19 protein-coding genes are annotated in these 21,709 nt (G+C 36.7%); 1 reads left to right on the forward strand and 18 read right to left on the reverse strand.

Translation table 11 applies throughout. From position 1 onward, the window contains the following. Positions 1-7 precede the first annotated feature (7 nt). From N3D17_03255 to N3D17_03340, 18 genes are all read right to left on the reverse strand, one after another. Positions 8-1,726 carry an ATPase, T2SS/T4P/T4SS family gene (locus N3D17_03255; GenBank protein MCX8082403.1) on the reverse strand — a complete coding sequence of 573 codons (1,719 nt, stop codon included), beginning with the start codon at positions 1,724-1,726 and terminating at the stop codon, positions 8-10. Next, positions 1,719-2,864 (reverse strand): PilT/PilU family type 4a pilus ATPase, encoded by a 1,146-nt coding sequence (locus N3D17_03260; protein MCX8082404.1) that lies wholly within the window; start codon positions 2,862-2,864, stop codon positions 1,719-1,721. The genes N3D17_03255 and N3D17_03260 overlap by 8 nt, the downstream gene beginning before the upstream one ends. Next, positions 2,857-4,575, reverse strand: coding sequence for a GspE/PulE family protein (locus tag N3D17_03265; protein MCX8082405.1), 1,719 nt, complete (start codon positions 4,573-4,575; stop codon positions 2,857-2,859). Before N3D17_03265 ends, N3D17_03260 begins: the two co-directional genes overlap by 8 nt. A gap of 31 nt (positions 4,576-4,606) precedes the next feature. Continuing rightward, positions 4,607-4,819: a hypothetical protein gene (locus N3D17_03270; GenBank protein MCX8082406.1), complete on the reverse strand. Its 213-nt coding sequence runs from the start codon at positions 4,817-4,819 to the stop codon at positions 4,607-4,609. After that, entirely contained in the window at positions 4,816-5,586 is a 771-nt protein-coding gene (locus tag N3D17_03275) for an AAA family ATPase (protein MCX8082407.1), read from the reverse strand. Before N3D17_03275 ends, N3D17_03270 begins: the two co-directional genes overlap by 4 nt. A gap of 76 nt (positions 5,587-5,662) precedes the next feature. Next, on the reverse strand, positions 5,663-6,460 hold the full coding sequence (locus tag N3D17_03280; protein MCX8082408.1) for an amidohydrolase family protein: 798 nt from the start codon (positions 6,458-6,460) through the stop codon (positions 5,663-5,665). Then, entirely contained in the window at positions 6,457-7,095 is a 639-nt protein-coding gene (locus N3D17_03285) for an SGNH/GDSL hydrolase family protein (GenBank protein MCX8082409.1), read from the reverse strand. Before N3D17_03285 ends, N3D17_03280 begins: the two co-directional genes overlap by 4 nt. After that, positions 7,086-8,522, reverse strand: coding sequence for an FAD-binding oxidoreductase (locus N3D17_03290; GenBank protein ID MCX8082410.1), 1,437 nt, complete (start codon positions 8,520-8,522; stop codon positions 7,086-7,088). Before N3D17_03290 ends, N3D17_03285 begins: the two co-directional genes overlap by 10 nt. After that, on the reverse strand, positions 8,519-9,307 hold the full coding sequence (locus N3D17_03295; GenBank protein ID MCX8082411.1) for an LpxI family protein: 789 nt from the start codon (positions 9,305-9,307) through the stop codon (positions 8,519-8,521). The genes N3D17_03290 and N3D17_03295 overlap by 4 nt, the downstream gene beginning before the upstream one ends. Positions 9,308-9,330: 23 nt before the next feature. Next, positions 9,331-10,107, reverse strand: a complete 777-nt coding sequence (gene lpxA / locus N3D17_03300; GenBank protein ID MCX8082412.1) for an acyl-ACP--UDP-N-acetylglucosamine O-acyltransferase — start codon at positions 10,105-10,107, stop codon at positions 9,331-9,333. 54 nt (positions 10,108-10,161) lie between these two features. After that, positions 10,162-11,478: a bifunctional UDP-3-O-[3-hydroxymyristoyl] N-acetylglucosamine deacetylase/3-hydroxyacyl-ACP dehydratase gene (locus N3D17_03305; GenBank protein ID MCX8082413.1), complete on the reverse strand. Its 1,317-nt coding sequence runs from the start codon at positions 11,476-11,478 to the stop codon at positions 10,162-10,164. Next, on the reverse strand, positions 11,453-12,517 hold the full coding sequence (lpxD, locus tag N3D17_03310) for a UDP-3-O-(3-hydroxymyristoyl)glucosamine N-acyltransferase (protein ID MCX8082414.1): 1,065 nt from the start codon (positions 12,515-12,517) through the stop codon (positions 11,453-11,455). Before lpxD ends, N3D17_03305 begins: the two co-directional genes overlap by 26 nt. Beyond that, positions 12,514-13,014 (reverse strand): OmpH family outer membrane protein, encoded by a 501-nt coding sequence (locus tag N3D17_03315; GenBank protein ID MCX8082415.1) that lies wholly within the window; start codon positions 13,012-13,014, stop codon positions 12,514-12,516. The genes lpxD and N3D17_03315 overlap by 4 nt, the downstream gene beginning before the upstream one ends. Positions 13,015-13,033: 19 nt before the next feature. Next, positions 13,034-15,274: an outer membrane protein assembly factor BamA gene (gene bamA, locus N3D17_03320; GenBank protein MCX8082416.1), complete on the reverse strand. Its 2,241-nt coding sequence runs from the start codon at positions 15,272-15,274 to the stop codon at positions 13,034-13,036. After that, on the reverse strand, positions 15,234-17,726 hold the full coding sequence (locus tag N3D17_03325) for an ATP-dependent Clp protease ATP-binding subunit (protein MCX8082417.1): 2,493 nt from the start codon (positions 17,724-17,726) through the stop codon (positions 15,234-15,236). The genes bamA and N3D17_03325 overlap by 41 nt, the downstream gene beginning before the upstream one ends. Positions 17,727-17,829: 103 nt before the next feature. Further along, the gene (ilvE, locus tag N3D17_03330; protein MCX8082418.1) at positions 17,830-18,708 is read right to left on the reverse strand and encodes a branched-chain-amino-acid transaminase; all 879 of its coding nucleotides are present in this window, start codon (positions 18,706-18,708) and stop codon (positions 17,830-17,832) included. Positions 18,709-18,712: 4 nt separating this feature from the next. Further along, positions 18,713-19,393, reverse strand: coding sequence for an ABC transporter ATP-binding protein (locus tag N3D17_03335; protein MCX8082419.1), 681 nt, complete (start codon positions 19,391-19,393; stop codon positions 18,713-18,715). Then, on the reverse strand, positions 19,386-20,570 hold the full coding sequence (locus tag N3D17_03340; GenBank protein ID MCX8082420.1) for an ABC transporter permease: 1,185 nt from the start codon (positions 20,568-20,570) through the stop codon (positions 19,386-19,388). The genes N3D17_03335 and N3D17_03340 overlap by 8 nt, the downstream gene beginning before the upstream one ends. 160 nt (positions 20,571-20,730) lie before the next feature. On the opposite strand from N3D17_03340, the gene N3D17_03345 reads away from it, so the two are divergent. After that, positions 20,731-21,696, forward strand: coding sequence for a sugar phosphate isomerase/epimerase (locus tag N3D17_03345; GenBank protein MCX8082421.1), 966 nt, complete (start codon positions 20,731-20,733; stop codon positions 21,694-21,696). Positions 21,697-21,709 lie beyond the last annotated feature (13 nt).

The raw sequence follows: 21,709 nt of genomic DNA on the forward strand, positions 1-21,709 counted from the left end.
CTTTTACTTAATATCCATGTATTTCTTTCGCAACCTCTTCTATAGATGTTATACCCTCATTTATCTTTTCAAGTCCATCCTCAAGTAATGCTTTCATCCCACACTCTTCAATAGCAACCCTTCTTATCTCTCCCAAAGGACGTTTTTCAATTACAGCACGCCAGAATGGCTCTGAAGGTATAAGTATTTCAAAAAGGGCTGTCCTTCCTTTATATCCCCCCCTGCAGAAAGCACATCCTTTAGGTTTGAAGAATTTCATCCCCATCGCTCTCTCTTCTAGTAAATGTATTTCAAGTAATTCTGTTTTTGAAGGACGATATTCCTCCTTACACCTCGGACATAATACCCTGACCAACCTCTGGGCAATAACACCTTCTATAGTAGAAGCAAGGAGGAACGGTTCTATTTGCATATCTATCAATCGCATTATAGTACTTGGAGCATCATTTGTATGTAATGTACTTAGAACAATATGACCTGTAAGTGATGCCTGGATTGCCATCTGTGCTGTCTCAAAATCCCTAACCTCTCCAACTAAAATTATATCAGGGTCCTGTCTCAATATACTTCTCAAACATCTCCCGAATGTAAGTCCTATCCTTTCTCTTATAGGTACCTGCACTGCCCCCTCAAGCATATATTCCACAGGGTCTTCAGTAGTAATTACCTTTACATCAGGGGTATTAAGTTTCCTTAAAATTGCATACAGTGTTGTTGTCTTCCCGCAACCCGTTGGACCTGTTGCAAGTATGATACCATTGGGCTTTGTTATAATACTGTCTACTCTCTCAAGATTATCCTGACTTAAACCGAGATTCTCCAGTTCAAAAATTGTCTTTGCCCTGTCCAGAACCCTTACAGCGAGACATTCTCCAAAAACAGTGGGTACAGTATTAATTCTCAGGTCCACTGCCCTGCCCATAACAGATAGTTCAATTCTTCCATCCTGAGGTAACCGCCTCTCAGCAATATCCATTCCTGCCATAATCTTAAATCTGCAAAAGAGTGCGAAAGCAAGTCCTTTAGGTGGATGAACAAGGTCATAAAGCATCCCATCCACCCTATATCTCACACGGAAATCATCTTCAAATGGCTCAAGATGAAGGTCTGAAGCATTATCCCTTACTGTCTGAAGTAGTATCAGGTCAAAAAGTTTCACCACAGGAGGAAGGGAAGCAATCTCTTCTAATGAAGTTATGGTAGCATATTCTCCCTGACTTGCAATTGATTCTAATTCTTCCATCTCTTCTACATCCTGTGCAAGCCACTTTATAAGGTCATCTATGGTTTCTATTTCTTTACCATAGTGTGTCTCTATTGCCTCTTTTATATCGCTTTCATCTGCAAGTACCATCTTTGTTTTATATCCGAGGACAAAGGATATATCATCCTGTATATTTAAACTCAGTGTATCACCCACTGCAAGTGTTAAAACATCCCTTTCTAATTTAACAGGGACAACATTGTATGTCTTGGCAAGTGCTGAAGGAAATGCCTCTACAGCCCTTCTATCTATAACAGTATTTTTCAGGTCTATCATCTCTATACCTGCCTGAATACTCAGAACACGTTTGAGGTCTCTTTCATCAACATATCCGAGGTCTACAAGAATTCTGCCAAGAAAATGTCCTGTCTTTCTCTGTATTTCAAGCGCCTCTCTCAGCTCCTTCTCTGTAATAATTCCTTCTTCAATTAACATCTCTCCCAACAGTTTCCTTTCAGCCATTTCTATCACCTTCCATCTTCATATCTGCCATTCCTTCTGCCTCTAAATCTACCATTGCTTTATCTATAAGTCCTTCTGCAGCCAGTTCTGCCTTTGCGGACTTCGGGTCATATGAGAATGTAAGAACATCCTCAAGGTTTATCTTCCCTTCCCTGAAAAGTCGCATAAGGAAGGAATCCATTGTTACCATACCCAATTTACCACCTGTCTGGATTTCTGAAACAATTCTGTATGTCTTTCTTTCACGTATAAGGTTCTGGATAGAGTTTGTAGCAATCATAAGTTCAAAAGCAGCAACCCTTCCTGGTTTATCAACCCTTTTTAGAAGAACTTGAGAAATAATGGCAAGTATTGAAACAGATAGCATAACCCTGATTTGCTCCTGCTGAGCGACAGGGAAAACATTAACAATTCTATCCACTGTTCTTGCAGCACCTGTGGTATGTAGTGTAGCGAATACAATATGTCCTGTCTCTGCAGCAGTAATCGCCGCTTCTATAGTTGCAAGGTCACGCATTTCACCAACGAGGAAGACATCCGGGTCCTGTCTTAAACCTCTCCTCAGTGCCTCCTCAAATGTAGGTACATCAACCCCTAACTCCCTCTGAGTAACAATAGACCTCTTATGAGAGTGATAATATTCTATCGGGTCCTCTATAGTAATAATATGTCTATCAAGGTTTTCATTTATCCAGTCAATCATAGATGCGAGTGTTGTGGTCTTACCAGAACCAGTAGGACCAACAACAAGAATAAGTCCTCTCGGCCTGGTTAAAAGATATCTCATTGTCTTTTCATCCAGTCCTATCTGGTCAAACGTAAGGAATCTATATGGGATCAATCTCAGGGACATTGCAACATTTCCCCTCTCCTTAAACACACTCACCCTGAACCTCGCAAGATCCTTGAAAGCGAAACCAAAGTCAGTACCACCTATTTTTTGAAGTTCCTCCTGATGTTCCCTTGACGTTATTGCCTTCATATAGTTTACAGTATCATCTGGAGTAAGTGGCTCATTTCCTATTTTTGTAAGTCCTCCATGCAATCTTAACATAGGAGGAATACCTACATTAAGATGCAGGTCTGCTGCATTTTCCCTTACCTGTAATTCAAGCAGTTCCTCTATTCTTTTAGGCACCTTTTTCTCCTGTTACACTATAAACTTCATCAAGTGTTGTTATCCCTTTCTTTACTTTTATATATCCATCTTCTACCATCATACGCATCCCGTATTTGCGGGCAACCTCTCTCAATTCTGCTGTCCCAACTCTCCTTAATGTAAGTTCTCTCAGTTCATCATTCATTGCAAATATCTCAAATATACCTAACCTGCCACGAAAACCGGTGAAATTACATTCATTACATCCTTTTGGCCTGCATACATTAACTTCTTCCCCTTCTTCTATTCTTAATTTCCTTCTCATATCCTCATCCGGCTCTATTTTTTCCTTACAGTAAGAACATAGAACCCTCACCAATCTTTGTGCCATAACGCCCTGTACAGAAGATGCAATAAGAAAAGGAGGGACCCCCATATCTATAAGACGTGTAATTGCTCCGGGAGCATCGTTTGTATGAAGGGTACTGAATACGAGATGTCCTGTAAGGGCTGCTCTAACTGCTATATCTGCTGTTTCAAAATCACGTATTTCACCAACCAGTATAACATCAGGGGACTGTCTTAAAAATGACCTTAATGCAGCAGAGAATGTAAGCCCAATCTCTGAATTTACAGGGGTCTGGTTTATCCCTTCTATCTGATACTCAACCGGTTCCTCCACAGTCATCAGTTTTCTATCCATTGTATTTAGGGCACTCAAAGCAGCATAAAGTGTTGTTGTTTTACCTGAACCGGTAGGACCTGTTACAAGTATCAAACCCGCTGAATATTTCAATAGTCCCTGCCATTTTTCAAAGTCATCGGGGAGGAAACCCAGTTCTCCAAGTCCCTTTAACATAGATGTCTTATCAAGGATTCTTAAAACAACACTCTCTCCATAAATACCTGGAAGAGTAGAAACACGGAAGTCAATGGGCTTACCTCCTATATCTAACATTATTCTGCCGTCCTGAGGTAGACGTTTCTCTGCAAGGTCCATCTTTGACATCAATTTAATCCTGGCTATAACTGCCTTTTCTATCCTTTTAGGTGGTGATACTACCTCATAAAGTACACCATCTATACGAAACCTCACCCTGAATTTTTTTTCAAGTGGCTCAAGATGTATATCACTTGCCCTACGTCTTAATGCCTCAACAAAAACAAGGTTACATATCTTAACTACTGGCGCCTGTAAAGCAAGTGTCTCTTCATCCTCTCCCGCAACCTCTGCTTCAGGAAGGTCAAGGTCTATAGTAGCACTGCTTGCTTCCTGAAGCATCTGTGTTAAATCCTCCATTGTATCTCTTCCATAATATTTTTCTAACAATTGTTCCATCTCTGCAGGAAAGGTTATCATAACCTCAATCTCTTTTATGTTATCAACTGCTATGAGTTTTTTGAAAAAATCAGCAGCAAGTATATTTATAGGGTCATCTGAAACAAGAATAAACCTTCCATCATCTCTCTTATCCCATGGAACAATTCTGTGCTCTCTCGCTATTTTCGGTGGAATGGTATTTAAAATATCTGAAGGAATTTCTCTCGGGGGAAGTTCTCTCTGAACTATTCCTAACTGAAAATAAAAAGAAGGGGATACCTCACCAAATGGGAGCATTCCCCTGTTCTGAAAGACCTCTTTTAATGGACTACCTGTAGATTCTTGCTCTTCAAGTGCTGCTTCTATTGATTTTCTATCCCACAAACCAATATTGGATATAATATTGATTACTTCTTTTTTTGTAGGCATATTAAAATTTTACCATTTCACAGAATATATGTCAACCAGATAAGCCCTTTTTTATTGCCTCTGTCAACCATTCAGAAATAGTTTTATCCTGCTCTACTGCACTGTGTTTTACCTTTTTCATTAAGTCCACAGGAAGGATAAATGTATATTTTTTATTTTTCTCACTACCTTTTTCTATTTCTTTAACCTTTTCTTTTCCAGAAGCATCAAAAAGTTTTTTGACCTGCGGTCCTAATCTGCTCATTTTATTCTCCTTTTTATTTCTCTCGCAACATTAAGGAAGTCATCCGAAACTGCGGAATTACCTGCGTAGTCAAAAATTGCCTTTCCGAAAGATGGTGCTTCTCTTAATCTACTGCAGATACTTATGCCATTTTTAAAAATCATATCACCAAATTCTTTTTTAAGTAAAGAAATGCTCTCCTCTGTTATACGAAGTCGTCTGTCAATCATATTAGTAAGAATACCGAGTATTTCAAGTGAAGGGTTGAGTTTTGTTTTTATCTCTTTAACTGTCTCTATTATATGGGAAAGTCCTTCAAGCGAAAGGTAATCACAGAGAACAGGTATTATAACAAAATCAGATGCACATAACCCGTTAACTGTAAGAAGAGAAAGAGATGGTGGGCAATCAATAAAAACAAAATCAAAAGAGTTAATTACATCTATATTCTTTTCCATTGCTTTCTTAAGAAAAAACTGACTTTTGCTTTTTGATATAAGTTCCACTTCAATGTGGGCAAGGTTGGTGTCAGAAGGAATGATAGATAAATCCGGCAGATAACTATCTACCATAACATCTTCAAGCCGTGCATTATTAATTAACAATTCAGACATTGTAAGGTCTTCTGGTTTCAGATGAACTCCAACACTAACAGTGGCATTGCCCTGTGGGTCAAGGTCAGCAATTAATACCCTTTCCCCATTTTTTACAAGAGCAGCAGCGATATTTACACAAAGGGTGGTTTTACCTGTCCCACCTTTCTGATTTGAAAACGCGATAATTTTCATAATAATAACTCAAAAGTTAAAGATAATAAAAATCTGATGTTATTTTATAACAGGATGTAATTTTTATCAATATCAATCATAGAGAAGAGAGTAAAGTAATGGCATTCTCTCTTAAAATTTTCTTTTCAAGGTTGGAAGGAAGATTAAGAGCACTGAATAGTTTAAGGGTCTGTTCCTGGTCAGTCCATGGTGAGTCAGTTCCAAAAAGTATATAGTCATCAGGATGATTCATAAGAATATCTTTTGCACTCTTTTTATCAAGGAAGTCCAGAGCAAAAGAAATTTCCATATAAATCTCCTTCCCTAACAGTAATCTTTTAACCTCATCCCAGTCCTCCCAGGCACCTAAGTGTGTAGTAACCAGTTTAAGAGATGGAAATGCCTTTTTTATCTCTAAAATTTTTTCAGGGTCTGCCTTTTTTACTCTTTCAAAGGCAAAATCAAAACCCGTATGTAAAACAAGTATAAGATTTTCATCCTCTATCTTCTTATATATAGAAAACATCTTTTTATCATTGACATTAAAGTCCTGATAATAAGGATGTAGTTTTATTCCCTTAAATCCCTTCTTCTTTATAATCTCAATGTGCTCAATCATATCAGGGTCATCAGGATGGACTGATGGAAAAGGTATTATTCTCTCACTTGCTATGGATTCTGACCATTTCAAGATAGAATCAAAGTGGGATGGTTTTGTAGCGATGGAACATATAACACTCTTTTCTATTCCACATCTATCCATAGAAGATAATAATGAAGAAATTTTCCCATCCAATCTTGCAGGAATCTTTCCTCCTCTTTCAAGCATTCCTATTGCCTTCTCAGCAAGATTATCAGGAAATGCATGTGTATGGAAATCAATAATCCCTTTCATTTTTTCAATGCATTGAAAATAGTATTCGCTATTAAAAGATGTCCTGTCTGGTTTGGATGTACCGGCTCTGGACAGAATGTCTCGCTATCTCTGTATTTTAACTGCTTATCAAACATATCCTGCAATTTCACAAGTATTGTATTATATTTCCTGCTTAAATCTGCAACTGCCTTTCTGTAAAGAGCAAGTTCTTTGTAAACAAGACCACGCCAACCTTCTTTTTTATCCACACTTATGTAAAATGGTTCCAGCAGTATTATCCTGCAGGGAAGTTTCTCCTGTGTTCTCTTAAGGATATTATCATAGCAGGCAATATAGTCCTTAATTGTAAAATTTTCCCAACCCACTGCTTTTCCTAAAGCCCTGTTGATATCATTTATTCCTATAAGAATACTCAACCAGTCGGGTTTATTATGTATAACATCATCTTCCCATCTAGTTTGAAGGTCCCGAACTGAATTACCTGATATACCTTTGTTGATAATTTCTATTTTTCGCTCGGGATAATGGGCAATAAGGATGTCATTGAAAAATTTTACATACCCATTGCCCAGTGGTGCAAACTCACCTCTCCTTCCACAATCTGTAATACTGTCTCCTATAAACAATATCCTCTGCTTATCTTTTATAACCATTTTCCTCCTCTCAATAGTTCTTCCGGAAAAATGTTATCAAGTCCCAATATACAGTATGGGTCAAATATCTTTTTGATCTCAGCCATCTCTTTCAATCCTTCTCTTCCATACATAATTTCAAGCCATTTATGCTTTATCTTTCCTATCCCATGTTCTGCTGCAACTGTTCCACCTAATGAAAGTGCCTTTTTTACACATATCTCATAAATCTGTTTTGCTTTTATCTTTTCCTCATCGGATCCGGGAAATAAATTAAAGTGTAGATGATTTTCTCCTATATGTCCAAAAAGTATAGAATGCATTTTTTCACTTTTCATAATTTTTCTATAAAAAGCATACATCTCAGAAAAACCTTCCTCTGGAACCGCTATATCCATTGCTACTTTAACAATCCCTATCTTTCTAAAATATGCATTTATATTTTCAGGAAGCCGATGTCTGAAGTCAATCAGTTTTTCATAGTTTTTACTGTCTTCAGCAAACCATGTGTCCACTGAATTATACTTATCTGCAATATTCATCCATCTTTCCATCTCTTCTGTTGTAGAAACACTCTCTGCATATATTGCACAGGTATCATCAGGAATTGAGGGGAAATCATTCTTTAAAAACTTCAAACTCCCGCTATCAAAAAACTCAAGGGAAAAAAGTTTTTCACTGCATATATCTTTTATGTCTTTTACAACAGAAGGGATATCTTCCTGGTTCTTTAAAAAGATTATAACAATGAACCTCTGGGGAAGTGCATCTATTAAATAAACATCAACTTCAGTAATGATACCCAGTGTACCTTCAGAGCCAATTATAAGGTCTATACCATCCATACCTTCCTGTGAGAAATAGCCAGCAGAACACTTTATAGGAGGTGTTCTGTAAGAAGGAAGAGGCACCTTAAAAATCCCATAATCAATTACACCTCCCTTTTCATATATACTATTCCTTTCTACTTCAAGGATATTACCACTTGTAAGCACCATCCTTATCCTCTTTACATATCTTCTTGTCGGACCAAATCTGAAACTGTATTCCCCGGAAGCATTTGTTGCAACATTTCCTCCTATGAAAGCTGTCCTTTCTGTAGGGAAAGGTGGATAAAAAAGATTTTCCTTCTCTATAATATTGAGAAAGTCATTTACTACAACACCTGCCTGCAATGTTGCTAATCTTTCTTTACTGTCTATCTTAATAACACTGTTAAATCTCTCCATAGAAACAATAATACCTTTCCTCGGTACCCTTCCTCCTACCGTTCCTGTTCCACCACTGGATACAGTAACAGGAACACTTTTTTCTGTACAATCACTGAGGACATCTATAAGTTCCTTTTCATTTTCAGGAATATATAACTTTTCTGCATCCCCTTCCCTAAAATTAGATGAGTCCTCAAGATAAGAAAGGACTTGCTCTTTACCTTCTTTTACTATCATTCCACTCCTTTAACCCCTATAAGTTTTATTTTATTCCTGTTACATAGATTTATTACTCTTAAAGAATCAAAGAGGATACTCCTGCCTGCTTCCATAGCAATAACACAACCCCCTGCCTCTGCAAGAACTTCTATTGTGTTTGGTCCTATGACCGGTATATCAAATCTTTCATCTTTATATCTTCCTGCTATCTTCACTACAACAAATTTATTACAATATCTTCCCGCTCTTTTTATCATCTCATCTGTCCCCTCTATCCCTTCAACTGCAATTATCATCCCTTTCTTTATAACAACAGATTGCCCAACTCTGTAGTCCATAATTTTATTAAGAAATTCTATCCCTCTGTCTATATCTTCTTTTTCATCCTCATCAACAGGTACATCTGTATATAATTTCTCCTCAACAATTTCATCCCTTAACACTTCTATAAGGGACATAACCTCTATATTCTCTTTATCGAGAAAGTTTACAAGTTTTTTCAGAATTACCTCTCCGGATAGGGGTTCTTTTCCCTGTAAAAATATATCTGAAGAAGGATGGATTTCTTTAAAAATTGTATCTGATGGAATTCTCCCTATAAAAACCAGTTTCTTTATATTTTCTTTTTTAAGATATTGCAGAATACCTGTTATATCACCTGTATGAAAAACTTTAGATATGGTAAAACTGCAGGGAACAAAAGAAAAAGGGTATACTTTTATTCCTTTATCTTTGAGTTTCTTATATACATACTCAGAAATCTCATCATCACTTATAAAAAGACCTGTATGTTCTTTATCCATTTTATGTAAGATTCAAAAAGGGTTCATTTTGCGATACCACGTGTGGAATTTTTGATAAAATTTATAACATAGGCAATCTCTTCTGTTCTTTCCATCTTTTCCAGTTCTGCTACTGCTTCTGAAACATTCATCCCAGAACGGAACAGTACCTTATATATTTCCTCTATGTGCTCTATCTTTTCAGAAGGAAAATTTCTCCTTTTCAAACCCACCCTGTTAATACCACAAGGAACCGCAGGATGTCCATCAGCAATAACAAATGGAATTATATCTTTTGTAATTTTAGAACATCCACCTATAATAGCATAACTCCCCACCCTGCAAAACTGATGGATACCAACAAGTCCACCAATAATTGCACAGTCATCAATTATTACATGCCCTGCAAGAGTACTGCCATTTGCCATAATTACATTATTCCCTATAACACAGTTATGGGCAATGTGGACATACGCCATTATAAGATTATTATTCCCGATAGTAGTAGTATCGCCATCAGCAGTTCCTGTATTTATGGTAACAAACTCTCTTATAGTATTATTTTCTCCTATCTTTAAGTATGTTTTACCACCTTTATATTTCAGGTCCTGGGTCATACTTCCTATAATCGCTCCTGTAAATATACGACAACCGGAACCTATTTCAGTATATCCCTGAATATGGACATAGGGACCTATTTTACACCCTTTATGTATAATTGCATTACCTTCAATAATAGCATAAGGACCTATCTCTGTGGACTCATCGGGGTCTATAAAAACATCTGGGGAGATAATTGCTGTAGGATGTATCTTTGCCATAAGTTATAAGTAAAAATTCTTGAATTTAAAAATTCTTCAATCTATAAATTCTCTCTATTCATCCACTATGGTGGACATAAATGTCCCTTCTGTAACGATACTACCATCTACAAATGCCTTCCCTTCAAGACGTGCAACCTTACCTTTTGTTTTCAATACCTCTACCTGTAAAAGTAGTTGACATCCTGGTCTGACTGCTTTTCTAAACTTCACATTCTCTATACTCATAAAATATGCAAGTTTACCTCTATTCTCTTCTTTTTGTAGCATCAAAACACCTCCCACCTGAGCCATCGCCTCCACAATTAAAACCCCTGGCATTATTGGCTTACCGGGAAAGTGTCCCTGAAAAAACCACTCATTCATACTGACATTTTTAATCCCTATGGCTTTATTACCATTCACCTCAATAATCCTGTCCACAAGTAAAAATGGATATCTGTGAGGAATAATCCTGCATATATCTTCAGCATAAAGAACAGTTTCTGCACAGTAATTTCTATCATTTATATCTATTATCTTCTCTCTTTCTTGAAGAGCCCTCATCTTCCTTATAAACCTCGTATTCATAGAATGACCGCTTTTTATACCTATTATATGTGCTGCTATATAAGACCCGAAAAGAGCAATATCTCCTATCAGGTCACTTATTTTATGTCTTACAGGTTCATCTTTAAATCTGAACTGGTTATCTATTGGGTTTCCATCTTTATCAATTACCAGTGTGTTTTTATAGTCCGACCCTTTTCCTAACCCTATCTTCTTTAATGGTTCTATCTCTTCTTTAAGACAGAATGTCCTTGAAGGGGCTATATCTTTTTCGTAAATATCCGGTGTAACAGAATAAGAAGCATATTGAGAACCGAGTGCTGTCTCTGGATAGTCAAGAATATAGGAAACCTTCAATTCATCTGATGGTAGAGCAATTATATGTGTGTTGTTCTCTGAAATATATACTGGTTCTTTTAATGAAAATATATTCTTTCTCTTATTTAAATCTTTTATCCCTGCCTTCTTTATAATATCCACAAAGGGCCGTGCACTTCCATCAAGACCAGGACATTCATCCCCATCTATTTCAATTGTTATATTGTCTATCTCCATTGAGTAAAGAGCAGACAGAAGATGCTCAACTGTATGAATCTGCACCCGTTCATTTCCTATAGATGTTCTTCGTGGAAATTTAACTGTATCAAGAAGATTTTCTATAACCGGCTTTATTATCTCATTATGACCATCACCTTTTTTTATAAACACAATCCCTGAATCAACAGCAGCAGGGTGAAATTTTAATGTACTTTTTTCTCCGGTGTGAAGACCTATCCCTTCAATTTCAACACTTCTTTCAATTGTCTTCTGACTCTTCTCCATACATCTCCTTTATCTTTTTCTCCATCATTTCAATCTTCTCTTCTAACCTTTTTATCTTCTCCATCAATTCAGGATTTCTCCTTGAATATGCCTGGATTCTCATATCTTCCCACTTTTCCCTCGCTGGAAATCCAGTTACATGAACATTAGAAGGTACATCTTTGGTTACACCTGCTTTACCTCCTATAATAGCATTATCTCCTACTGTAATATGTCCGATTATGCCTGCCTGTCCTGCTATTATTACATTTTTTCCTATAACAGTACTGCCTGATATACCAACCTGTGCTACTACAATAGTATTCTCTCCTATGCAAACATTATGGGCTATCTGAACAAGATTATCTATTTTTACTCCATTTCCAATATATGTCTTATCAAACCTCGCCCTGTCTATGGTAACATTTGAACCAATCTCAACATCATCTCCTATTTCAACTGTTCCTATCTGAGGAATCTTGTGATGTACACCTTTAACAGTGGCAAAACCAAACCCATCTCCACCTATAACAGTTCCAGGATGTATGATAACCCTGTCTCCTATCTTTATCCTTTCTCTTATTATTACATGGGGATATATAAGACAATCCTTCCCTATCTTTGTATAATGTCCTATATATACACACGCACCTATAGTAGAACCCTCTCCTATTTCAACATTGTCTTCTATTACAGCATATGGCTGAATGGACACTCCCTTCCCGAGAATAACATTTTTACCTATAACAGCGGTCTTATCTATTCCGGGGGTAAAATTAACAGGTTCAGGTCCAACGAGAGATACAATTTTTGCAAACGCAATTGATGGATTCTCAACCTGGATAAGTGATGTATCAACCGTGTTGTTTATATCCTTTGGAACAATAACTGCTGAGGCTTTTGTTGACCTTAAAAGATGTCTGTATTTATTATTAGCTATAAATGTAAGGTCTCCTTCTTTTGCTTCTTTGATACCGGAAACACCCGTAATCAGTATATCTTCCTTCCCAATGATATTCCCTTCTACTATCTCTGCGATTTTTTTAATTGTAAGTTTCACTTTTGATCTCCGGTTTTCTTATTCATAATCTTTATTATCTCTCCTGTTACGTCTATAACATCCGTTCCATAATAAAGAATACTTGCAGAAGACAGTATTACAGTATATTTATTTTTCTCTCCATATGCCTGTACCTCTTTTTTTATCTCATCTACTATCTTTTCTGTCTCTTTCTGTTTCTCATCCATTTTCTTTTTAAAGTCACCTAAAGCAGTAGAATACTCCTGCATCTTCAATTTTAACTCTGCCTCTTTTTTTATCCTTTCATCCGGCTTCATAATATCCTTTTTCTGCTCGTACTCTGACTGCATCTTCTTTATACTCTTCTCTAATTCAGATACCTTTTCAATCTCTTTATTAAATCCCTCTTCTAATTTCACTGCTTTATCATATTTATAATACACTTCCTTTACATCAACATAGCCAATCTTGACTGTCTGTGCAAAAACAATCCCTGAAATTAATATGCAAAAACCTATTACTTTTTTAATTTCCATTCTTTCTCTCCTTTCAAAATTAAAAACCAAACCACATACCTACATGCCATCTACCTTCCGGTTCATCATCTTTCCTATCAAGAGCATATCCATAATAAATCTCAAGTGGTGCATTAAGAAACGGTATAACTACTTTAATTCCTGCACCTACACCTTTACGCAAATCATCTATACTATCCCAGTCCTCCCACACGTTACCGACATCAAAGAAAACAACTCCTTTAAGTATATCCTGATATAAAGGATATATCAACTCAAAATTCTGGGCAAAGATGGCCTGTCCTCCCAATGGACGACCACTGCTGTCCATCGGTCCTAAACTCCTCTCTTTATAGCCCCTTACAGTCCCTATCCCGCCACCAAAAAATCTTTCATATATAGGAATCTCTTCTGTATCTCCTATCTCCTCTACTGCTCCAGCATATGTCTTACTATGAAATACCAGTTTCCCTAAAGGACTGTAAATATCATTTTCTAATATTGGTTTTATAAAACTGATATCTCCCCCAAGAACATCTCCAGCATACTCAGTGGAAAATTCTGATATAACTCCTCTGTTTGGTGCTCTTTTTCTATCAACAGAAGAAAAACGGAATGTTCCTGTGATACTATTCTTCTGATAATCACCTTCCTGCCCTACAATAGAAGGGATATCTATATCAGAAATGTTAATATCTTCTATCCTTCCTGTAAATCCCAGTGAACACTTTTCCCATCTTTTCCCCAGTCGTAATGCACCACCTGTTCTCTTGTCAGTGTAATCAGAAAAGTATCTTCTCATTCTATATAAATCAACTCCAAACCAGACAGGTTTATCAAGAAAATATGGTTCTGTAAAACTCAGTTTATAACTATCTACTTCAGTCCCTAATTGTGCCATAAAAGATATATTCTGTCCTCCTCCTATAAATTTAGGTGGATTTGTAATATCAAAATTGGACTGACTTATACTTATCATCCCTACTAAATCATCAACATTACTATAACCACCGCCTATAAGAAACATCCCTGTTTTTGCCTTTTCTTCCACTTCCACCACGATATCTGCGGTATTATTCCCCTTAAATTCAGGATATATATTTATCCTGTCAAAATAGTTAAGGTCATAAAGATTATTAAAACTCTTTTGTAGTTTTTCAGAAGTTATTTTATCTCCAGGTGTTATCTTCACTTCTCTTCTTATTACTTTATCCTTTGTCTTATAATTACCCCTTACAATAATCTCTCCTGCGGTATAAACCTCTCCTGGTTCAATAAAATAAACAATATTTATTACATCTGGCTTTTCTCCTGCTATTGGTATTTCATTAACTCTTACTTTAAGATGTCCTCTGTTTATATAGAAAACTGAAAGATTCCTGACATTTTCATCTGCAAGTTTTCTGTTAAAAATATCACCCTTTTTCTTTAATGATAGTTTATTTTTCAGTTCCTTTTCATCCACCAGAGTTTTTCCTTCAAACCTTATATCTCCCAGATAATATCTCTGTCCTTCTTCTACTGAAATCTCAATCTTTATTCCTTTTGTTTTTGTATCTATAGATTCTTTCCCTTCTACTTTTGCATTTAGAAATCCTTTTTCTTTATAAAAATTTTCTATGGTCTTTATATCCTTTTCAAATACATCCGGTTTAAAACTACCTCTTATAAAAGGCATATTTCTCTGTTTTACCTTCATCAATCCCCTCAATCGACTATCAGAGAATACTTTATTACCCTTAAATACAATTTTAGAAACATACCTTCTACCCTGTTCATTTACAAGAATATTCAGGATAACACCATCTTCTTTCTCCATTGTGTCATACTCAATATCTGTAAAATAAAACTGCTTCTCTTTATACTTATCCTTTATCTTTTCAATCCCGGAAAGTAATTTTAACTCATTAAATATATCCCCTTTGTTAACACCTAAAGTTTCTATAAGGTCCTTTGTCTTAAAGACCTTATTTCCCTTAAAATAAATACCTCTAACCACAGGATTCTCAACTACTATAATTTTTATATCAATACCTTTTTCATTACTTGTGATATCATAACTGACCTTTGAGAAAAATCCTGACTCAGCAATCTTCTTTATATCTTCCCTTAAAACACCTTCATTAAACTGTCCTCCTGTCTTCATCTTCATTAGAACTAACACTTTCTCTTTACTTACATTTTTATTTCCTGATACTTCTATACTGTTAATAATATTTTGAGAGAAAAGCAGGGCTGAATTAACCAAGAGGCATAGTAGCAGAATTTTTATTTTCTTCAAGGGTTTCTCCTTTCTTAAATGGTTTAAAGGTAAGTTTGTCTTTCTTATTATAATGGTCAACAAGAATGGTGGAATGTTCCGGATATATATCCTTCAATATCTCTTCTGAAAGTGGGTCTTCAAGATATTTGGATATTACTCTCTTTAAAGGTCTTGCGCCGAATTCAGGACTTGTACCCTTTTCAATCAAAAATTGCTTTGCGTTTTTTGAAACAACTATGCTTATATGATGTACCTCCATTCTCTCCTTCACCCTGGAAAGTTCTATATCCACAATTTCATACAGGTGTTCTTTTGTTAACGAGTGGAATATTATTATCTCATCCAGTCGGTTTAAAAACTCTGGTTTGAATATACGTTTCACCTGTTCCATTATCCTCTCATTCTGATTTTCATAGTCCACCTTATCTTCCTGTTGAAATCCGAGGACTGACCTGTTTTTAAAAATCTCTGTTCCTATATTAGATGTCATAATAAGAACTGTATTCTGAAAACTAACACTCCTGCCAAGCCCATCCGTTAGCCGTCCATCTTCTAAAACCTGTAAAAGTATATTAAACACATCAGGATGTGCTTTTTCAATCTCATCAAGCAGTATAACACTATATGGTCTTCTCCTTACCTTTTCTGTAAGTTGCCCACCTTCTTCATAACCAACATAACCAGGAGGCGCTCCTATTAAACGACTGATAGAAAATTTTTCCATATACTCAGACATATCTATCTGCACCAGCGCCTGTTCATCCCCGAAGAGAAATTTTGCGAGTGCCTTTGCAAGTAGTGTCTTACCAACACCTGTAGGACCGAGGAAGAGAAAACTGCCTATTGGACGTTTCCTCTCTTTCATTCCTACCCTTGACCTTCTTATTGCCCTGCTGACAGCGGAAATTGCTTCCTCCTGTCCAACAACCATTCTGTGAATCTCCTTTTCCATATCAAGGAGTCGTTCCTTTTCCTTCTTACATATCTGTGCAACAGGGATACCTGTCCATTGAGATACTACTTCTGCAATCTCTGCCTCTGTTATCATTTTTTTCTCTTCAGGTATAAGTTTCTCCCAGTTTGTCTTCAGGTAATCCAATTTACTCTTAAGTTCTCTTTCTCTGTCTCTCAGAGAAGCAGCTTTCTCATAGTCCTGTTTCTTTATGGCTTCTTCTTTCTCTTCCGTAACTTTTCTAATCTCATCCGTCACCTGCTCTATCTCTTCAGGAGGGTTATAAAGTTTTAACCTGTGACGGCTTGATGCTTCATCTATTAAATCTATTGCCTTATCAGGTAGAAATCTTTCTGTTATGTATCTATCACTTAAAATTGCTGCTGCTTCCAGTGCCTTGTCTGAAATTTTTACATTATGATGTATCTCATACTTCTCTTTTAAACCCTTCAGAATCTCTATTGTTTCTTCAACTGTTGAAGGACTTACCATCACTGGTTGGAATCTTCTTTCCAGAGCACCATCTCTCTCTATATACCTTCTGTATTCATCAAGTGTTGTTGCCCCTATACATTGTATCTCTCCGCGGGAAAGTGGCGGTTTTAATATATTGGAAGCATCTATTGCGCCTTCAGCACCACCTGCACCTACAAGTGTGTGTATCTCATCTATAAATATAATTACATTACCTGCATTCTTTATCTCATCAAGGACTATCTTCATCCTCTGCTCAAATTCACCTCTGTACTTTGTCCCTGCAACCATACCGGGTAAATCAATCATTATTATCTTTTTGTCTTTTAAAATCTGGGGTGCATTCCCTGAAACAATTTTCATCGCGAGACCTTCAACAATTGCGGTCTTACCAACCCCTGGTTCTCCTAAAAGTACAGGATTGTTCTTTTTTCTTCTACACAAAATCTGCATCACCCTTTCTATCTCAACCTCTCTCCCTATCACAGGGTCAAGCTTCCCTTCTCCTGCAAGTTTTGTAAGGTCTCTCCCGAATGTTTGAAGTGCACTCACCCGGCTTTTTTGATAGGATGCAGCAGACGTTTTACCATATCCCTGCCATTTCTGTCCTGCATCTAAAATTACCTCTTCAAATATCTCGCGGGCATTTTTTAAAGTAATACCATAAGCCCTGAGAATCTTTGAAGGAATGGTCTCCTCTGTACCAATAATACCAAGGAGTATATGCTCTGTACCTACATAGGTATGCATATAAAACTGTGCTTCTTTAACCGCCATCTCAAGTACTTTTTTGGATTGAGGACTTAAAGGAATTTCTCCTACATACACAGGAATACCTATCTTCATATTCCTTTCTATTTCCTGTTTCAATTTCTGAAAGTCAATACCCATCTGGTGTAAGATAGAGACCCCTACACCCTGGTTATCTTCTAACATAGCGAGGAAGATATGTTCTGGCTCAATCCTGTTATGTCCGTATTTAAGTGCCTCTTTCCTTGCAGAATCCAAAAGTACCTTCACTCTTTCTGTAAACCTTTCAAACATCTTTATCCCTCTCAGGAGGTATTATCTCCTGAAACTACTTTTTAAAATATTACTCTTACGTTCTTTACTACATTATACCTTATTTCTGTAATTTTTACCAGTATTATTCGTATACAGGAACACCCTCTGACATCGTTAATAACGAATACTCCTTTCTTATTCTGCCGGTTATCTCTCCTGGTTTGCCGGTTCCTATAGTTCTACCATCAAGGGATATAACAGGCACTATTTCTGCCGCTGTACCAGTCAGAAAACACTCATCTGCGGTAAATATCTCATACCTTGTAATATCTCTTTCATACACTTCCAGACCAATATTGTATGCTATCTCTTTCACAGTATTTCTCGTAATCCCTTCAAGAATACCAGCAGTAATAGGTGAGGTAAATAGTCGTTTTTTATATACAATAAATATATTTTCTCCTGTACATTCACTCACATATCCCATACTGTTAAGCATTAGTCCTTCTGAAGCGCCTGCATTGTTTGCCTCTATCTTTGCCATAATATTGTTCAGATAGTTTAATGACTTTATAGCAGGACTGACTGATTCAGTAAGATTTCTTCTGGTCGCTACAGTTACAACATCCAGTCCTTTTGCATAAATCTCGGCAGGGTATAACTCTATCTTACTGGCAATAATAAAAAGTGTTGGAATCTTGCACTTCCTCGGGTCAAGTCCTAAATCCCCTACTCCTCTGGTAACAACAACTCTTATATAACTATCCCTTAATTTATTTGCTCTTACTGTCTGGATAATAGCATCTTTCAACTCAGAAAATTCAAGTGGTATATCAAGCATTATTGCCTTTGCTGATGCATACAAACGAGCCAGATGCTCATCTAATTTAAAAATCCTTCCATTATATCCCCTGATACCTTCAAAAACACCATCACCATATAGAAGCCCATGGTCAAAAACAGAAACCTTTGCTTCTTCTTCAGGGACTAACTTCCCATTGACATATATAAGCAATCCCATATTTTCACTCCTTTATTTTTTCTATTTCTCCGTTATTTAAATATACTACTTTTGTAGCAAACTGTAAAAATCTTTCGTTATGTGTCCCTATAAAAAATGTCATTCCTTTTTTCTTATTAAGGAGTTGCACAACATTAAAAAACATCTCAGATGATTCTTTATCAATACTCCCTGTAGGTTCATCTGCTAATATTATTTCAGGGTTACATATCAAGCTCCTACATATAGCAACCTTCTGCATCTCCCCACCTGAGAGATGTGATGGATATGCATACTTCCTTTTTAAAAGGTTGAACTCACCGAGTAAATCTTCTGCTGCTTTATAATACTCTTTAATCCTCCGTGTGGACCTTTCTTTTATCCAGAGAGGCAGCATAATATTTTCTATTACTGTAAGTTCCGGTATGAGATAAAAAAACTGAAAGATAAACCCAAATGACCTGTTCATTATCTCACATTTTTCCTTTTCCGCTAATCCTGTAATCTCTCTCCCATCAAGAAAAACACTACCTCTGGTTGGGGCATCTAATAACCCGAGTATATTTATCAGGGTTGTCTTTCCAGAACCCGATGGTCCTATCAATACCACTATATCCCCTTTTTTCATTTCTATACTAACATTCTTTAATGCAGTAATTCCACCTGGATATTCCTTAGTTATATCCCTGCCTGAAAGTTTATCCATTTCTTATCGCCTCATTAGGGTTTAACCTTGCAGCACGTCTTGCTGGGTATAAACTCGCAAGAGTAACAATTACAAGAACAGATACTACAATCCAGCATATATCAGAGAAAGAAATCTCCACTGGAAGACGAGAAAGGTCATATATAAATTCCGGTATTTTTATAAACTGATACCTTCTCAAAAGATATGCAAGTACTCCTCCTGTAATGAGTCCCAGTACCAGCCCTTTACCTCCGAGTATTAATCCCTGATATATAAATATCTTCTCTATATCCTTTGAAGAAAGTCCCAGTGCCCTCAAAATCCCTATCTCCTTTACTTTCCTGTAAACAGTTATCATAAGTGTAGAAGAGATATTGAAAGACGCCACAAGTATAATCAGTCCTAATATAATAGACATCGCTTTTCTCTCCATAGCAAGTGCTGCAAAAAGAATTTTATTCTTCTGTATCCATGTGGAAACAGTATATTCTCCTTCAAGTAATTCCCTTATTTTTCTCGCTATATCTTCTGAAGCATATATATTATCTATTCTTATACCTATTCCATGAACAAGATTTCCATAACTTAAAGATGGGTTTTCCAGTGAAAAAAATCCCATTGAGGAATCAAACGCATAGATACCTGATTCAACTATCCCTTTTACAACTGCTCTTTTTTCTCTCGCTAAAATACCTGTGATTATCCATATCTCGTCTCCTACATCAACTTCTAATTCCTTTGCCAGTTCACTCCCTAAAAAAACACCTTCAGAAAGGTCATCCATCCTTCCCTTCTTCAAAAACTTTCCTATATTGGTTACATTATCCTCACTATAAGGAACAACCCCTCTTAATATGCCTCCTATCATATATCTCTGGGATTTATATATAACCTGTGTGGAAATATATGGAGAGATACCTTTAACCTCAGGGATATCCTTTGAGACCTTCTCTATTATCCTGTTGTAATTATAGATATACGGTTTACCTTCTATTGTTATTAAAGGATATGCTCCTATAATCTTTCTCTTCAATTCACCGGAAAAACCACTCATAACCCCTATTACCAACATAAGGGCAATAACCCCTATAGCAATTCCAGCAATAGAAAATATACTTATAAACCACAGGAAACTATCTGCCCTTTTTCTCTGTCCTGCAAACTTCCCTGAAAGAAAAAAATTATAGGACATCATAAGAAATTCAGGGGCACTCTTGCCCCTGATACCCCTTTTCTCTCAATTGGTGAAACATCTGAGAAACTATCTGATTATTCCAGTATTAAATTATACCAAAAAATAATCAGTTTTGAAATTTATTTAGATAAGGTATAATAAAACTAACAAGGAGGGTAAAATGAAATTGGGTGTGTTTTTAGTTTTATTCGGAGATAGACCTCTTGAAGAGGCACTGGATAAGGTAAAGGAGTTAGGACTGGATACAGTGGAGATAGGCACAGGAAACTATCCAGGCAATAGCCACTGTAATCCTGATATACTTTTGAAAAAGCCCGATGAGATAAAAAAGTTTAAAGAAGCAGTAGGAAGTAGAGGTCTTGAGGTATCAGCACTATCCTGCCATGGAAACCCACTCCATCCAGATAAAAAGATAAGAGAGGCTCACAGAGATGCGCAGAGAAAAACCATACTTTTAGCAGAAAAGTTAGGAGTACCACGTATTATAACTTTTTCTGGGTGTCCCGGTGAGAGTGAAGATGCAAAATATCCCAACTGGGTTACCTGCCCCTGGCCTGATGACTTCTCCACAATACTTAAGTGGCAGTGGGAAAAAGAGGTTATTCCTTACTGGAAAGAAGAAGTAAAATTTGCCAGGGACCATAATGTAAACCAGATATGCCTTGAGATGCATCCTGGGTTTGTCGTATATAATCCTGAAACACTTCTTAAACTACGTGATGCAGCAGGTAAAGAAATTGGAGCAAACTTTGACCCCAGCCATCTCTTCTGGCAAGGAATAGACCCCATCGCTGCTGTAAGAAAACTTTCTGGTGCTATATATCATGTCCATGCAAAAGATACAAAGATAGACCCTTACAATACTTCTATCAATGGTGTTCTTGATACTAAAACATATCTTGATGAGATAAACCGCTCATGGATATTCAGAACCGTCGGTTATGGACATGGCGCTGATTTCTGGAATGCTTTTGTTTCAAACCTTCGGCTTGTCGGATATGACGGAACATTGAGTATAGAACATGAGGACAGCTTGATGAGTACAGAGGAAGGACTTAAAAAAGCCATTGATTTCTTAAAAGCAGTCCTTATCAGACAACCGAAACCAAAGGCATGGTGGACATAAAGAGAATTTAGGA

The sequence above is a fragment of the bacterium genome (genome assembly GCA_026414725.1).
Taxonomy (GTDB): domain Bacteria; phylum Ratteibacteria; class UBA8468; order B48-G9; family JAFGKM01; genus JAAYXZ01.

Excerpts from the sequence above, each read along its gene's own strand:
- N3D17_03255 (MCX8082403.1), bottom strand. The coding sequence starts at position 1,726 with ATGGCTGAAAGGAAACTGTTGGGAGAGATGTTAATTGAAGAAGGAATT.
- N3D17_03265 (MCX8082405.1), bottom strand. The coding sequence starts at position 4,575 with ATGCCTACAAAAAAAGAAGTAATCAATATTATATCCAATATTGGTTTG.
- N3D17_03270 (MCX8082406.1), bottom strand. The coding sequence starts at position 4,819 with ATGAGCAGATTAGGACCGCAGGTCAAAAAACTTTTTGATGCTTCTGGA.
- N3D17_03275 (MCX8082407.1), bottom strand. The coding sequence starts at position 5,586 with ATGAAAATTATCGCGTTTTCAAATCAGAAAGGTGGGACAGGTAAAACC.
- N3D17_03280 (MCX8082408.1), bottom strand. The coding sequence starts at position 6,460 with ATGAAAGGGATTATTGATTTCCATACACATGCATTTCCTGATAATCTT.
- N3D17_03285 (MCX8082409.1), bottom strand. The coding sequence starts at position 7,095 with ATGGTTATAAAAGATAAGCAGAGGATATTGTTTATAGGAGACAGTATT.
- N3D17_03290 (MCX8082410.1), bottom strand. The coding sequence starts at position 8,522 with ATGATAGTAAAAGAAGGTAAAGAGCAAGTCCTTTCTTATCTTGAGGAC.
- N3D17_03295 (MCX8082411.1), bottom strand. The coding sequence starts at position 9,307 with ATGGATAAAGAACATACAGGTCTTTTTATAAGTGATGATGAGATTTCT.
- lpxA (MCX8082412.1), bottom strand. The coding sequence starts at position 10,107 with ATGGCAAAGATACATCCTACAGCAATTATCTCCCCAGATGTTTTTATA.
- N3D17_03305 (MCX8082413.1), bottom strand. The coding sequence starts at position 11,478 with ATGGAGAAGAGTCAGAAGACAATTGAAAGAAGTGTTGAAATTGAAGGG.
- N3D17_03315 (MCX8082415.1), bottom strand. The coding sequence starts at position 13,014 with ATGGAAATTAAAAAAGTAATAGGTTTTTGCATATTAATTTCAGGGATT.
- N3D17_03325 (MCX8082417.1), bottom strand. The coding sequence starts at position 17,726 with ATGTTTGAAAGGTTTACAGAAAGAGTGAAGGTACTTTTGGATTCTGCA.
- ilvE (MCX8082418.1), bottom strand. The coding sequence starts at position 18,708 with ATGGGATTGCTTATATATGTCAATGGGAAGTTAGTCCCTGAAGAAGAA.
- N3D17_03335 (MCX8082419.1), bottom strand. The coding sequence starts at position 19,393 with ATGGATAAACTTTCAGGCAGGGATATAACTAAGGAATATCCAGGTGGA.
- N3D17_03340 (MCX8082420.1), bottom strand. The coding sequence starts at position 20,570 with ATGATGTCCTATAATTTTTTTCTTTCAGGGAAGTTTGCAGGACAGAGA.
- N3D17_03345 (MCX8082421.1), top strand. The coding sequence starts at position 20,731 with ATGAAATTGGGTGTGTTTTTAGTTTTATTCGGAGATAGACCTCTTGAA.